This is a genomic window from Variovorax sp. N23, from assembly GCF_025486315.1.
Classification (GTDB): Bacteria; Pseudomonadota; Gammaproteobacteria; order Burkholderiales; family Burkholderiaceae_C; genus Variovorax.
The window spans coordinates 76,352-89,549 of record NZ_JAOOPY010000003.1 but is presented as its reverse complement, the minus strand read 5'-3'; the positions used below and the strand labels follow the sequence as shown (position 1 = coordinate 89,549).

The window sequence follows — 13,198 nt, the reverse complement described above, 5'->3', positions numbered from 1 at the left end:
ACACGAGAAACAACACCATGGATTACCGCTATCTCGGCCGCTCCGGCTTCCAGGTCCCCGCCCTCGGCTTCGGCGCCGGCACCTTCGGCGGGCACGGCCCGCTCTTCAGCGCCTGGGGCAACACCGACGCGGCCGGTGCGCGGCGCATCGTCGACCTGTGCCTCGACGCCGGCGTGACGCTGTTCGACACGGCCGACGTGTACTCCGACGGCGCATCGGAAAGCATCCTCGGCGCGGCGCTCAAGGGGCGGCGCCACCAGGCGATCGTCTCGACCAAGCTGTCGCTGCGCATGGGCGACGGGCCGAACGACGCCGGCACGTCGCGGCACCACCTGCTCGCCGGTGTCGATGCCGCACTCAAGCGCCTCGACACCGGGCACATCGACATCCTGCAACTGCACGCCTTCGACGCGATGACACCGGTCGAGCAGGTGCTGCGCACGCTCGACGACCTGGTGCGCGCCGGCAAGGTCCGCTACATCGGCGTGTCGAACTTCTCGGGCTGGCAGCTGATGAAGTCGCTCGCGGCGTCGGACCGACTCGGGCTCGAGCGCTATGTCGCCAACCAGACCTACTACTCGCTGATCGGCCGCGACTACGAGTGGGAGCTGATGCCGCTGGGCATCGACCAGGGCGTGGGCGCGATCGTCTGGAGCCCCCTCGGCTGGGGCCGCCTCACCGGCAAGGTCCGCCGCGGCCAGCCCCTGCCGGCCGACAGCCGCCTGCACGCGACCGAGGGCTTCGCGCCACCGGCCGACACCGAGCGCCTGTACCGCGTGGTCGACGCGCTCGACCAGGTCGCGGCCGAGACCGGCAAGACCATCCCGCAGATCGCCATCAACTGGCTGCTGCAGCGCCCCACCGTCGCGAGCGTGCTGATCGGCGCACGCGACGAGGCGCAACTGATACAAAACCTCGGCGCCGTCGGCTGGTCGCTCACGCCCGAACAGGTCGCGCGACTCGACGCGGCCAGCGCCGTCACACCGCCCTACCCTTACTACCCGTACTGGAACGGGCAGTTCGCCGAGCGCAGCCCGGTGGCGGTGTGAGGCAGCCGCTGGCCCAGCCTACGCGACGGCGCTCTTCACGGCACGCCGGCCGGTCCGTTCCGGTAGACCGGTGAACGCAAAATCCACCTCCGGCGCGAGCCCGCTCACGATCTGCGCGATGCTCTTGCCGGAGCCGCAGGAATGCGTCCACCCCAGCGTGCCGTGGCCCGTGTTCAGGAACAGGTTCGGCAGTTTCGAGCGGCCGATGATCGGCACGTTCGATGGCGTCGCAGGGCGAAGCCCCGTCCAGAACTGCGCCTGCTCGAGGTCGCCGGCACCGGGGAAGAGTTCTTCGGTGCGGCGCACGATCGCCTCGCAGCGCACGCGGTTGAGGTCGCGGTCGTAGCCGTTGAGCTCCGCCGTGCCGGCGATGCGCAGCCGGTCGCCCAGCCGCGAGAAAACGAGCTTGTATTCGTCATCCGTGAGCGACACCTGGTGCGCCATCGACGCGTCCTTCACGGGCAGCGTCACCGAGTAGCCCTTCGCGGGGTAGATCGGCAGGTGGATGCCCAGCGGCGCGGCGTAGAGCGGGCTCAGGCTGCCCATCGCCAGCACGTAGGCATCGCCGCGCACACGCTGGAAGCGGCCGTCGGCATCGGTGGCCTCGACGTGGTCGATCTGCCCACCGGCCTCCCGCAGCGCGGTCACGGTGTGGCTCATCAGGAATTCCACGCCGTCGGTGCGGCAGCGCGCGACCAGTTCGCGCGCGAAGCGGTTCGCGTCGCCCGACTCGTCCTCGGCGGTGTAGGTGGCGCCGGCGAGCTGCGGGCGGATGTGCCGCAAGGCGGGCTCGATGCGCACCGCCTCGTCCGCCGAGATCACGCGCCGGTCGCAGCCCAGTTCACGCATCTGCGCGGCCGGCCCTTCGGCACCGTCGAATTCCTTCTGGCTCGTGTAGAAGTGCAGGATGCCCTGCGTGCGCTCGTCGTACTCGATGCCGATGTCGCGCCGCAGCGCCTGCAGCGTGTCGCGGCTGTAGGTGCCCAGCCGCACGATCTGCTCGATGTTGTGCTGCGTGCGGGCGGGCGTGCATTCGCGCAGGAACTGCAGGCCCCAGAGCCACTGGCGCATGTCGGCGCGCATGCGGAAGAGCAGTGGCGCATCTTCCTTGCCCAGCCACTTGAGCACCTTCAGCGGTGCGCTCGGATTGGCCCACGGTTCGGCGTGGCTGACCGAGATCTGCCCGCCGTTGGCGAAGCTCGTCTCGGCGGCTGGCGAGGCCTGCCGGTCGATCACGGTCACGTCGTGACCCAGTTGACGAAGGAAATACGCAGAGGTGACGCCGAGCAGGCCGGCGCCGAGGACAACCACTTTCATGGGGAGCTCCAGAGGACGATGGCACGCATGACGCGTGTCATGCGTGGTGCCGCTCCCCCTGTCCTTGGTACCTGAGAGATTCAACCGCGGCTTTCGGCCGGGCCTTGCTCCTTCGGTGCGTCACGGTCGTGACGGCTCTCCAGACGGCGATGATGGTGTGCAGTACGGGACCTGAGCGTTCATGGGAGTTTGCGCCTTCGGTGGCCGGGACGGAGCCCGGCACTCTCCTGCAGAGGGCGGATTCTACCGGGGCAAGCCCGACGGGGCGAGTTCCCCCTCTAGCCGCCGCTCTTGATGCGCTTGTATTCGCTCCGTTTCATCGCGAGGTAATCGGCACGCTCGACTTCATGCAACTGCCGCGCGTACCGCTCGGTGGCGTCGAACCATGCCGCCAGCCGGCGGTCGAGTTGCTCCGGCTTCGGCGCATCGAGGAAGGCATCGATGGCGAGGTGGTAGCGCATGGTGTTGCGCTCGACCACGCCGCGCACGCCGCCGATCTGCTCGGGGGCGCCCTGCGCGTCGCGGCCGGTCACGGTGAAGCCGACCTTGCCGTTGCCGAGCGTGCCGAGGTAGGCCTTCATGGCGAGCCGCGCGGCGGTGCCGTAGGCGTAGGAATAGGACAGATGCACGAAGCTCTTGCCCGACGCGATCGGCGCGGCCTCGAAGACGATGCGGTAGTCACGCGTCGACAGCGGCCCTTCGGCGGCGGACAGCTGCACGGCCAGATAGTCGGCGCTGCTGGCTATCGGCTTCCATGCGAACTGCACGCGCTGCGCCTGGTCCAGCGGTTGATCGAACTTGCGCCCGACCGCCACATCCAGCAGCGCGCCGTCGCCCTCGCCCTTGACCACGCAGTGTTTGGTGTTGAGGTGCAGCATGAGCACCTCGCACCAGTTCGCCGGCCTGGCGAGCGCGCCGATGTCGGCGAAGGGATGGTCGACCACCGCGTAGATGTCGCCGCTCAAGCGGTCGGGCTTCTCGGTGGAATCGAGCACCAGCGGGCGCTGGAACGGGTTGTCGGCCAGCCTGGATGCGAGCGCCGTGTACTTCGCCTGCAGGGCGTTACCGTCCTGTGCAGCAGCAGGTGCGGCCAGCGCCCATGCCATGAGCGGCGTGAGCAGAAGAAGAGGAAGACGGCGGAAGGTGGCGTGAAAAAGCGGCATGGTGCCGTCAAGTTATCACGCCGGCGCCGCCCGGCCTGTAGTTCAGGACCGCAGTTGTGCGCGCAGCTGCTGGCCGATGTCGGGCCGCTCCAGAAAAGGATCGGTGGGATTGGTCATCGACACGATGCTGTCCATCCGGCTCTTCACGTTGCCCAGCGCCTTGGGGTGGCTGAAGATGTAGAACTGGTTGGCGGCGATGGCATCGAACACCTTGGCCGCCACGTCCGCTGCACTGACCTTGCCGCTGTTCACCGCCTTGGCCGTCATGGCCTGGCCGATCAGCTGGCTCTTGGTGAGTTCGCCCGCCGGCAGCGTGCCGGGGCGATTGCGTTCGCTGCTGTGGATGCCGGTCGCCACGAAGTAGGGACACAGCAGGCTGGCGCCGATCTGGTCGGTGACGAGTGCCAGGTCCTGGTACAGCGTCTCGGTCAGGCTCACGACGGCGTGCTTGCTCACGTTGTAGACGCCCATGTTCGGCGGCGTGAGCAGGCCGGCCATGCTGGCGGTGTTGACGATGTGGCCGCGGTAGGCCGGGTCCTGCGCGGCCGCGGCCAGCATCATGGGCGTGAACAGGCGCACGCCGTGCACCACGCCCCACACGTTGACGCCGAGCACCCATTCCCAGTCGGCCACGGTGTTCTCCCACACCAGGCCCCCGGCGCCGACGCCTGCGTTGTTGAAAACGAAGTGCGGGGCGCCGAAGCGCTGCTGCACCGCTTCGGCCAGCGCCTCCATCTGGTCGGCCTTCGACACGTCGACCCGACGCGCCAGCACCTGCACGCCGGCGGCCTCCATCTCGGCCTGGGCGCGGTCGAGCGCGTCCTGCTGCACGTCGACCAGCACCAGGTTCATGCCGCGCGCGGCGCCGATGCGCGCGCATTCGAGGCCGAAGCCGGAGCCGGCCCCGGTGAGTACCGCCGTCTTGCCTTGGAAATCCTGAATCATGTCGTTGTCTCTGCTGTTTTGAGGATGTAGCCGATGCGCGGGAAATGCACATGCAACGTGCCGGCACGTGCGTCGTTGCGGCGCAGCGTGTAGTGGGTGCGGGTGGCGGCCACCAGTTCGCCTTCGGTCGTCTCGGGGCCGAAGCTCTCGGCGCCGATGGTGACGCGGCTGCCCAGCGCAATGCCATGCTCGTCCTGGAAGGTGCTGTCGGTCAGCAGCGTGTGCGGCACCGATGCGGCGGCGTGCGCGATGGCCGTGGCGGCGTCGGTGGCTTCCATGGTGCCGTGGCCGATGGCCGCCATGCGGTCCATCCAGTCGAGCACCGCGGGCGTCAGTTGCAGCACACCGCTCATCGACGGCGTGCGCTTGCGCGTGAACCACAGCGGGTGGTAGCAGGCGAAGTCGGCGATGGTCGGCACGTCACCCATCAGGTAGGGGGTGTCGTCGAGCATGTCCGACAGCCGCCGCAGGTAGGACTTGTAGGCGCATGCGGCATCGGCCGGGCGCGGGCGGACCATGTTCGCGCTCATGGCGCGGCGGTCTTCCGAGAAGGCCTTGGCCGCTTCGGGCGGCGCCTTGGCGAACAGGTCGGCGGCGCCCTGGGGGCTGAAGCTGTACGCCATCGCCACCGAGAACAGGGTGCTGTCGGCCCACTGCGCCAGGGTGCGGGCCAGGCCCTTGCTCGGCTCGGGGTAGAGGTAAGGCTCGGGCTGCAGGTGCTCGAGCACGTCGCAGATGAGCGCGCTGTCGCAGTAGATGTCGGCGCCGACCTGCAGGAAGGGCGTCTTGCGGTAGCCGCCGGTGAGCGCCTGCACGTCGGGCTTGGGCATGATCTGCGGCACGATGACCGAGCGCCAGGCGAGCTTCTTGTAGCCCAGCACCAGCCGGATCTTTTCCGAGAAGGGCGAGGCGGCGTAGTGGTGCAGGATCAGGTCGGACATCGTGGGCTCTCCGGGGATGGCGTGAGGTTCAGCGTGGCATCGCGCGGGCGATGATCGAATCGACGTCGGCACCGGTGCCGAGCGTGCCGAAGGCATGGCCCCAGTCGCCACCGAGGCGTGAAGCGCAGAAGGCGTCGACCACGGCGGGCGGCGCGGTCTGCGCCAGCAGTGCGGCCTGCACCGCCAGCGCCACGTCCTGCGCGAGCCGGCGCGCCTCGGGCTCGGTGGCCATCGCCTCGATGCGCGACGGCAGCGCAGCGGCGAGGCGGTCGAGCGCGGCATGCGCGCCGCGCGCGGGCGAGAGTTCATGGGCGAGCGCGGCGACCACGTCGCCCTTGCGCGTGGCCCGCAGCAGGTCGAGCGCCATGATGTTGCCGGCGCCCTCCCAGATCGAGTTGAGCGGCATCTCGCGGTAGATGCGGGCCATCACGCCTTCGCCGCCCTCCTCCACGTAGCCGTTGCCACCCAGGCATTCCATCGCCTCCTGGGCGAAGTGGCTGCCGCGTTTGCAGATCCAGAACTTGGCGACCGGCGTGAGCAGCCGCGCCATGAGGCGCTCGTGCGCGTCGTCGGGGTGGTCGAAGGCACGGGCCAGGCGGACGGCGAGCGCGGTAGCGGCTTCGCTTTCGAGCGCCAGGTCGGCCAGCACGTTCTTCATCAGCGGCTGTGCGATCAGCGGCTTGCCGAAGGCGTTGCGCTGTGCCGTGTGGTTCAGCGCGAGCGCCAGCGCCTGGCGCATCAGCCCGGTGGTGCCGAGCGCGCAGTCGAGCCGCGTCATCGTGCCCATCTCGAGGATCTGCGGCACGCCGCGGCCCTCCTCGCCGACCAGCCAGGCGGTGGCGGCGTGGAACTCGACCTCGGAACTCGCGTTGGCCTTGTTGCCCAGCTTGTCCTTCAGGCGCTGGATGCGGATTGCGTTGCGCGCCCCATCGGGCAACACGCGCGGCAGGAAGAAGCAGCTGAGCCCGGCCGGCGCCTGCGCCAGCACCAGGAAGGCATCGCACATGGGCGCCGAGAAGAACCACTTGTGACCGGTCAGCCGATAGCGCTCGCCCCAGGCGTCGCTGCCGTCGCGCACCGCCTGCGTGGTGTTGGCGCGCACGTCGGAGCCGCCCTGCTTCTCGGTCATGCCCATGCCCATGGTCACGCCGGGCTTGTCGCGCCAGGGCACCAGCGCCGGGTCGTAGGCGTGGCTGGTGAGCTTCGGTCCCCAGTCGGCGAAAACCGCCGCATTGCCACGCAGCGCCGGCGTGGCGGCGTAGGTCATCGAGATCGGGCACAGGATGGACGGCTCGAGCTCGGTGAAGAGCATGAAGCCGGCCGCGCGCTGGACATGCGGCGACGCATCGAGTGGCGCCGGGCCGCCCCGAGCCGCGAGCGCCCCCTCGGGGGGCAGCGCAGCACGCGCAGCGGCCAGCGTGGGGGCCACATTCACGGCCCACGGCGCGCCGTGCAGACCCGCGCCGACCGCAGCAGTCATCAGCGCGTGATAGCTCGGATGGAACTCCACCTCGTCGATGCGCCGCCCGAAGCGATCGTGCGTGTGCAGCACCGGCGCGTTCGTGTTCGCGAGCCGCGCGTGTGCCTGCATGTCGACGGTACCGATGGCGGCACCCAGCGTATCCAGTGAGGTCAGGTCGAGCTGCGGCGCGTTGAAAGCCAACGCATCGCGCAGCGCGCGGTTCGTTTCGAACAGGTTGTAGCCCGCGAGCGGCGCAGGCTGGTTGAAGACCTCGTGCGTCGCGTCCATGGCAGACCTCCGGTCGTCGTCGCTTAGACCAGCTTCACCAGTTGCTTGCCGAAGTTCTTGCCCTTGAGCAGCCCGAGGAAGGCCTCGGGTGCCGACTCGATGCCCTGGGCCATCGACTCGCGCGGGCGCAGCTTGCCGCTGGCGACCAGGCCACCGAGCTCCTTCAATGCCTCTGGCCACACGTCCATGTGCTCACTGACGATGAAGCCTTCGACCTTGAGGCGGTTGACGAGGATCAGCGCGGGGTTGGTCAGCGGCATCGGCGCGCCGTCGTAGCCGGCGATCATTCCGCACAGCGCGACCCGCGCGAAGGCGTTGGTGCGCAGCAGCACCGCGTCGAAGATGTAGCCGCCGACATTCTCGAAGTAGCCGTCGATGCCGTCCGGGCACGCTTCCTTGAGCGCCTTGCTCATCGTCTTGATGTCGGGATGCTGGCGGTAGTCGATGCAGGCGTCGAAGCCGAGTTCTTCCGTCACGTAGCGGCACTTGTCCGGCCCGCCCGCGATGCCGACGACGCGGCAGCCGCGCGCCTTGGCCAGCGCGCCGAAGGCGCTGCCGACCGCACCGCTGGCGGCCGTGACCACCACCGTGTCGCCGGCCTTCGGCGCGATGATCTTCACCAGGCCGTACCAGGCGGTCACGCCCGGCATGCCGACGGCGCCCAGGTAGTGCGACAGCGGAACGTGCGTGGTGTCGACCTTGCGCAGCGCGCCGACCTGATTGCCGTCGACCACGCTGTATTCCTGCCAGCCGCCGAATCCGACCACCTTGTCGCCCACGGCGTATTTCGGGTGCTTGCTCTCGACCACCTCGCCGACGGTACCGCCCTGCATCACTTCGCCCAGCGGCTGCGGCTGCGCGTAGCTCTTGGCATCGTTCATGCGGCCGCGCATGTACGGGTCGAGGCTCAGGTAGTGGTGGCGCACGAGGACCTGGTTGTCCTGCAGCGGCGGGGTCTCGGTGGTCACCAGCTTGAAGTTGCTGGCGACGGCTTCGCCCTCGGGGCGGTTGTCGAGGTGCTGCTGGCGGTTGGTGGGCATGGGGTTGTCTCCGGGTTCAATCTGTCGAGGGTGGGCGCTGCGCGTTGGCGCTGGCCGGGCCGGTGGGAAGACGGCGTGTCACGTACTTGAAGGTGCCGGTCGAATGCGCGCAGGCCTGCTCCTTCTCGTCGTAGATCGTCGCCTCGACGAAGGCCATGGTGGCGGTGCGGTGCATCAGCCGGCCGCGCGCGTGCAGCGGCCCGACCGAAGGCCGCATGAAGCTGGTCTTCATCTCGATGGTGACGACGCCGGACTCGGGCGACACGCTGCGCGCTGCCGACGCCATCGCAATGTCGAGCAGCGTCATGCAGGCGCCGCCGTGCGTCACGTCGAAGGTGTTCAGGTGCTCGGGCTTGGCCGTGTAGAGGATCTCCGACTCGCCGCCCTCGAACTTCGTCAGCTCGAAACCCAGGTGCTGCGCGAACGGGATCTGGCTGGTGTACGAGCGGACGTTGACGTCGGACGTAGCCACGCGCGCCTCCGTCACGCGAGCACCACGCTCACGCCGCCGTCCACCGCCATCCACTGGCCGGTGATGTGCTTGCCGGCGTCGCTGGCATAGAGCACGGTCAGGCCCTTCAGGTCTTCGTCGTCGCCCAGGCGGCCGAGCGGCACGGTCGACGTCATCTTCTCTTCGCCGATGTTCTGGATCAGCTTGGTCGCCATCTTCGTCATGAAGAAGCCCGGGCAGATCGCGTTGACGTTGATGTTGTACTTGCCCCATTCCGCGGCCAGCGTCTTGGTGAAGCCGATCACCGCGGTTTTGGAGGTGTTGTAGGCCAGGGTCTGGATGTCGGGCGGGTTGCCGTTCAGGCCGGCGATCGACGCGATGTTGATGATGCGCCCCGTCTTCTTCGGGATCATGTACTTGTTGGCCACCTGCTGCGACAGGATGAAGTAGCCACGCACGTTGAGGTTCATCACCTTGTCCCAGGCCTCGACCGGGTGCGACTCGGCCGGGGCGCCCCAGCTGGCACCGGCGTTGTTCACCAGGATGTCGATGGCGCCCATGCGTTCGAGCGTCTGGTCGGCCAGGCGGCGCGTGTCTTCTTCCTTGGAGCAGTCGGCGGCGATCCAGCGCGCGTCGATGCCGGCGGCCTGCAGGTCGGCCGTGGCCTGCTCCAGGTCGTCGGCCTTGCGCGAACTCAGCATGATGCGGGCGCCGGCTTCGCCGAGCGCGTGGGCCATCTGCAGGCCCAGGCCACGCGAGCCGCCGGTGACGAGCGCGGTCTTGCCCTTGAGGTCGAAAAGTTGCTGGACGGTACGTGGGCTCATGGACTCGGTTCCTCGGTCAGACGGCATAGTCGAAAACGCTGCGCGATGCGCGCGCGGGGAGTTTTGCAACCACGTCCTGGTGGCTCGGGTGGACGATGTAGGCCTGCAGCGAGGCCGCATCGTCGAACACTGCGTACAGCGCCACGTCGTGGTTGGCCTCCAGGCCGTCGGCGCGCACCGCCACCTCGAACTCGCGCATGCCGGGCACGATGCCCTTGCAGGTGTCGAGGATTTCCTTGAAGCGCGGCGCCTCGGCCGCGTCCACCAGCTTCCACATCACGATGTGCTTGATCATTTCCGGTCGTCCTTGAAGCGCGAACGCACATAGAGGAGCACCACGCCGACCGCCGCCGCGATGGCGCCGGGCGTGGCGATGCTCCAGCCGAGCGCCGCATCGGTGCGCGCCGTGGCGAAGCCGAGGATGAAGGCGAACAGGCCGCCGTAGATCAGGATCCAGATCCATGTCTCCAGCCGCGCGTGCGGCCTGGATGGTTCGGTCGAACGAAGTTTTGGCATGTAGCTTCCGCTGTGCATTTCAGAATGCCTCCTCGGGCAATTGGGCGCAAATCGGGTCGCGGGTTTCGACCACGTTGAGCCAGGCGCCGATTTTCGGCAGTTCGTAGTGAAAGAAATAGCTCGCGGCCGCAAGCCGTCCGACGGTGGCCGGCGCCGCCGCCGCGGGGTCGCCCTGCAGGGAGCGATGCGCGACGTCGAGCCAGATCCACGCCAGCACGGTGTGGCCGAAAGCCTGCATATAGGGTACCGCGTTCGCGAGGGCCGCCTGCGGGTCGCCGGTCGACCATGCCGCCTGCGTGGCGGCGCCCACCCGCGCGAGCGCCTCGCCGAGCGCCTTCGCATGCGCGGCGAGCGACGGTTCGGCCGACGCGCGGCGCGCGGTATCGGCGATGCGCGCGGCCAGCAGCGTGAGGCCACGCCCCTCCTCCATCAGCACCTTGCGGCCCAGCAGGTCGGCCGCCTGGATGCCGTGCGTGCCCTCGTGGATCATGTTGAGCCGGTTGTCGCGCCAGTACTGCTCCACCGGGAAATCGCGCGTATAGCCGTAGCCGCCGTGCACCTGGATCGCCAGCGAATTCGCCTCCAGACACCATTCGCTGGGCCAGCTCTTGGCGATGGGCGTGAGCACTTCCAGCAGCAGGCGCGCATCGTCGGCGGCCTGGGTTTCGGCCGTCTTCTGCGCGTCGACCAGGCGCGCGCAGTACAGCTGCAGCGCCAGCGAACCTTCGCAGTACGACTTCTGCGCCAGCAGCATGCGGCGCACGTCGGCGTGCTCGATGATGCGCACCTGCGGCTTCGAGGCGTCTTTGCCTGCCGGACCCGCGGGCCGACCTTGGGGACGCTGCTTGGCATAGGCCAGCGAGGCCTCGTAGCCCGCCATGCCCAGCATCGTCGCCGCCATGCCGATGGCGATGCGCGCCTCGTTCATCATGTGGAACATGCAATGCAGGCCCTTGCCGGGCTGCCCCAAGAGATAGCCGACAGCACCGGGCCTGCCCGCCACCGGGTACTTGCCTTCGCCGAAGTTCAGCAGCGTGTTGGTGGTGCCGCGCCAGCCCAGCTTGTGGTTGAGGCCCGCCAGCGCCACGTCGTTGCGCTCGCCGGTGAGCTGCCCCTGCGTGTCGACCATGCGCTTGGGCACGATGAACAGCGAGATGCCGCGGGTGCCGGGCACCAGCCGGCCCTCTGCATCGGGAATCTTCGCCAGCACGATGTGCACGATGTTCTCGGTCAACTCGTGGTCGCCCGAGGAAATCCACATCTTGTTGCCCGTGAGGCGGTAGCGCGGGCCGAGCGGGTCGCGCTCGAAATCCACCCCGTCGGGCACGGCGCGCGTCGCCACGTCGCTCAGCGACGAGCCGGCCTGCGGCTCCGACAGGCACATGGTGCCGGCCCAGCGCCCCGAGAACTCGTTGAGCGCGAAGACCCGCTTCTGCAAATCGGTGCCGTGCACCATCAACAGGTTCGCGTTGCCGCTGGTGAGCATGTTCGAGCCGATGCTCACCGAAGCCTTGGCGAAGAAGGCGTTGGCCGCCGCCTGCACCGTGTAGGGCAGCTGCATGCCGCCGATGTCGTAGTCCTGTGCCGCCGCGAGCATGCCCGATTCGACGAAGGCGGCGTGCGCGTCGTGCGTGGCCTGCGGCAGCACCACCTTCTCGCCGTCGAAGCGCGGCTCCTGCGTGTCGACCGTGCGGTTGTGCGGCGCGTACTTCTCGCGCGCGATGCGCTCGCAGGTGTCGAGCACCGCGTCGAAGGTTTCGCGCGAATGGTCGGCGAAGCGCTCCCGCCCGTTCAGCGCGGCGGCGTCGAGCCAGTCGTAGAGGAGGAAGTCGAGGGTGGGACGCAGGCTCATGACGCTATCGAGACGTAAAGGCCAGTTATCTCACTGGCAAATTCGTGAAACGCCGCGGAACCGGCTTTGCCGGGCCGCTGGCGTTGCCCCCGGAAGGGGGTGGGCGGAGGCGACACGCAGTGCGCCTTCGCCTTCGGGGAAGCGTCAAATGACTTCGAAGACGCCCGCAGCCCCCATGCCGCCGCCGATGCACATCGTGACGACGACCTTCTTCGCGCCACGGCGCTTGCCTTCGATGAGCGCGTGGCCGGTGAGGCGCTGGCCGCTCACGCCGTAGGGGTGGCCCACCGCGATGGCGCCGCCGTCGACGTTCAGCCGGTCGCCCGGAATGCCCAGCTTGTCGCGGCAGTAGATGACCTGCACCGCGAAGGCTTCGTTCAGCTCCCACAGATCGATGTCATTGACCGTCAGGCCCAGCTTCTTCAGCACCTTCGGGATCGCGAAGACCGGGCCGATGCCCATCTCGTCGGGCTCGCAGCCCGCCACCGCGAAGCCGAGGAAACGGCCCAGCGGCTTCAGGCCCTTGCGCTCGGCGTAGCGCTCGTCGACCACCACGCAGGCGCCGCCGCCGTCGGAGAACTGGCTGGCGTTGCCGGCCGAGATCACGCCACCCGGAATCGCCGGGCGGATGCCGCTGATGCCTTCCTTGGTGGTGCCGGCGCGGATGCCCTCGTCGTTCTCGACCGTCACTTCCTTGGTGCGCAGGCCCATCACCGGGTCGGCCACGCCGGCCAGCACGGTGATCGGTGCGATCTCCTCCTTGAAGCGGCCGGCTTCCAGCGCGGCCGTGGCCCTCTGCTGGCTGGCGGCGCCGTACTCGTCCATCGCGTCGCGACCGATGTGGTAGCGCTTGGCCACCTGCTCGGCCGTCTGCAGCATGTTCCAGTAGATCTCGGGCTTGTGCTTGACCAGCCACGGGTCGTGGATCATGTGGCGGTTGGCCTCGTTCTGCACGCACGAGATGCTCTCGACGCCGCCGGCCACGTAGACCTCGCCCTCGCCCGCGATGATGCGTTGGGCGGCGGTCGCAATGGTCTGCAGGCCCGACGAGCAGAAGCGGTTGATGGTCATGCCCGAGGTGGTGACGGGCAGCCCGGCGCGCAGCGCGATCTGGCGCGCGATGTTCGCCCCGGTCGCACCTTCGGGCGTGGCGCAGCCCATGATCACGTCGTCGACTTCGGCGCCGTCGATGCCAGCACGCTGCACGGCGTGCTGCACCGCGTGGCCGCCGAGGGTGGCGCCGTGGGTCATGTTGAAGGCACCCTTCCAGCTCTTGGCGAGCGGCGTGCGGGCGGTGGAGACGATGACGGCAGAAGTCATGGTGGTGGTGTCCTGAATGGGGGTGACGAT

At 68.6% G+C, this 13,198-nt stretch carries 13 protein-coding genes and 1 riboswitch; of the genes, 1 reads left to right on the top strand and 12 read right to left on the bottom strand.

Going from position 1 to position 13,198, the window contains the following annotated elements; translation table 11 throughout:
- Positions 1-17: 17 nt before the first annotated feature.
- Entirely contained in the window at positions 18-1,049 is a 1,032-nt protein-coding gene (locus N8A90_RS05630) for an aldo/keto reductase (RefSeq protein ID WP_262073691.1), read from the top strand.
- An 18-nt stretch (positions 1,050-1,067) separates the two neighbouring features.
- On the opposite strand, the gene N8A90_RS05625 is transcribed toward N8A90_RS05630, so the two are convergent.
- The 12 genes from N8A90_RS05625 to N8A90_RS05570 form a co-directional block, all read right to left on the bottom strand.
- Complete coding sequence (locus N8A90_RS05625) at positions 1,068-2,450, bottom strand: D-amino acid dehydrogenase (RefSeq protein ID WP_410087637.1); 1,383 nt, start codon at positions 2,448-2,450, stop codon at positions 1,068-1,070.
- Positions 2,415-2,519: riboswitch (glycine riboswitch) on the bottom strand. Its footprint overlaps the gene before it by 36 nt.
- 125 nt (positions 2,520-2,644) lie before the next feature.
- Positions 2,645-3,529, bottom strand: a complete 885-nt coding sequence (locus tag N8A90_RS05620; RefSeq protein ID WP_262073689.1) for a hypothetical protein — start codon at positions 3,527-3,529, stop codon at positions 2,645-2,647.
- A gap of 42 nt (positions 3,530-3,571) precedes the next feature.
- Positions 3,572-4,474: an SDR family oxidoreductase gene (locus N8A90_RS05615; protein ID WP_262073688.1), complete on the bottom strand. Its 903-nt coding sequence runs from the start codon at positions 4,472-4,474 to the stop codon at positions 3,572-3,574.
- A complete protein-coding gene (locus N8A90_RS05610; protein ID WP_262073687.1) occupies positions 4,471-5,415 on the bottom strand; it encodes a glutathione S-transferase family protein in 945 nt (314 codons plus the stop codon). The genes N8A90_RS05615 and N8A90_RS05610 overlap by 4 nt, the downstream gene beginning before the upstream one ends.
- Positions 5,416-5,443: 28 nt before the next feature.
- Entirely contained in the window at positions 5,444-7,165 is a 1,722-nt protein-coding gene (locus N8A90_RS05605) for an acyl-CoA dehydrogenase family protein (protein WP_262073686.1), read from the bottom strand.
- A 23-nt stretch (positions 7,166-7,188) separates the two neighbouring features.
- A complete protein-coding gene (locus tag N8A90_RS05600; RefSeq protein ID WP_262073685.1) occupies positions 7,189-8,205 on the bottom strand; it encodes an NADP-dependent oxidoreductase in 1,017 nt (338 codons plus the stop codon).
- 16 nt (positions 8,206-8,221) lie between these two features.
- Complete coding sequence (locus N8A90_RS05595) at positions 8,222-8,677, bottom strand: PaaI family thioesterase (protein WP_262073684.1); 456 nt, start codon at positions 8,675-8,677, stop codon at positions 8,222-8,224.
- An 11-nt stretch (positions 8,678-8,688) separates the two neighbouring features.
- Entirely contained in the window at positions 8,689-9,480 is a 792-nt protein-coding gene (locus N8A90_RS05590) for an SDR family oxidoreductase (protein WP_262073683.1), read from the bottom strand.
- 16 nt (positions 9,481-9,496) lie between these two features.
- Positions 9,497-9,775, bottom strand: coding sequence for a Dabb family protein (locus N8A90_RS05585; protein WP_262073682.1), 279 nt, complete (start codon positions 9,773-9,775; stop codon positions 9,497-9,499).
- Positions 9,772-9,996, bottom strand: a complete 225-nt coding sequence (locus tag N8A90_RS05580) for a hypothetical protein (RefSeq protein WP_262073681.1) — start codon at positions 9,994-9,996, stop codon at positions 9,772-9,774. The genes N8A90_RS05585 and N8A90_RS05580 overlap by 4 nt, the downstream gene beginning before the upstream one ends.
- Before the next feature lie 19 nt (positions 9,997-10,015).
- Positions 10,016-11,848 carry an acyl-CoA dehydrogenase gene (locus N8A90_RS05575; protein WP_262073680.1) on the bottom strand — a complete coding sequence of 611 codons (1,833 nt, stop codon included), beginning with the start codon at positions 11,846-11,848 and terminating at the stop codon, positions 10,016-10,018.
- Between the two features lie 144 nt (positions 11,849-11,992).
- Positions 11,993-13,168, bottom strand: a complete 1,176-nt coding sequence (locus tag N8A90_RS05570; RefSeq protein WP_262073679.1) for an acetyl-CoA C-acyltransferase — start codon at positions 13,166-13,168, stop codon at positions 11,993-11,995.
- Between the last annotated feature and the right edge of the window lie 30 nt (positions 13,169-13,198).

What these genes read in the sequence shown, in the direction of transcription:
- N8A90_RS05585 (WP_262073682.1), bottom strand. Translation starts at nt 9,775, where the DNA reads ATGATCAAGCACATCGTGATGTGGAAGCTGGTGGACGCGGCCGAGGCG.
- N8A90_RS05590 (WP_262073683.1), bottom strand. Translation starts at nt 9,480, where the DNA reads ATGAGCCCACGTACCGTCCAGCAACTTTTCGACCTCAAGGGCAAGACC.
- N8A90_RS05610 (WP_262073687.1), bottom strand. Translation starts at nt 5,415, where the DNA reads ATGTCCGACCTGATCCTGCACCACTACGCCGCCTCGCCCTTCTCGGAA.
- N8A90_RS05615 (WP_262073688.1), bottom strand. Translation starts at nt 4,474, where the DNA reads ATGATTCAGGATTTCCAAGGCAAGACGGCGGTACTCACCGGGGCCGGC.
- N8A90_RS05600 (WP_262073685.1), bottom strand. Translation starts at nt 8,205, where the DNA reads ATGCCCACCAACCGCCAGCAGCACCTCGACAACCGCCCCGAGGGCGAA.
- N8A90_RS05620 (WP_262073689.1), bottom strand. Translation starts at nt 3,529, where the DNA reads ATGCCGCTTTTTCACGCCACCTTCCGCCGTCTTCCTCTTCTTCTGCTC.
- N8A90_RS05575 (WP_262073680.1), bottom strand. Translation starts at nt 11,848, where the DNA reads ATGAGCCTGCGTCCCACCCTCGACTTCCTCCTCTACGACTGGCTCGAC.
- N8A90_RS05605 (WP_262073686.1), bottom strand. Translation starts at nt 7,165, where the DNA reads ATGGACGCGACGCACGAGGTCTTCAACCAGCCTGCGCCGCTCGCGGGC.
- N8A90_RS05580 (WP_262073681.1), bottom strand. Translation starts at nt 9,996, where the DNA reads ATGCCAAAACTTCGTTCGACCGAACCATCCAGGCCGCACGCGCGGCTG.
- N8A90_RS05570 (WP_262073679.1), bottom strand. Translation starts at nt 13,168, where the DNA reads ATGACTTCTGCCGTCATCGTCTCCACCGCCCGCACGCCGCTCGCCAAG.
- N8A90_RS05630 (WP_262073691.1), top strand. Translation starts at nt 18, where the DNA reads ATGGATTACCGCTATCTCGGCCGCTCCGGCTTCCAGGTCCCCGCCCTC.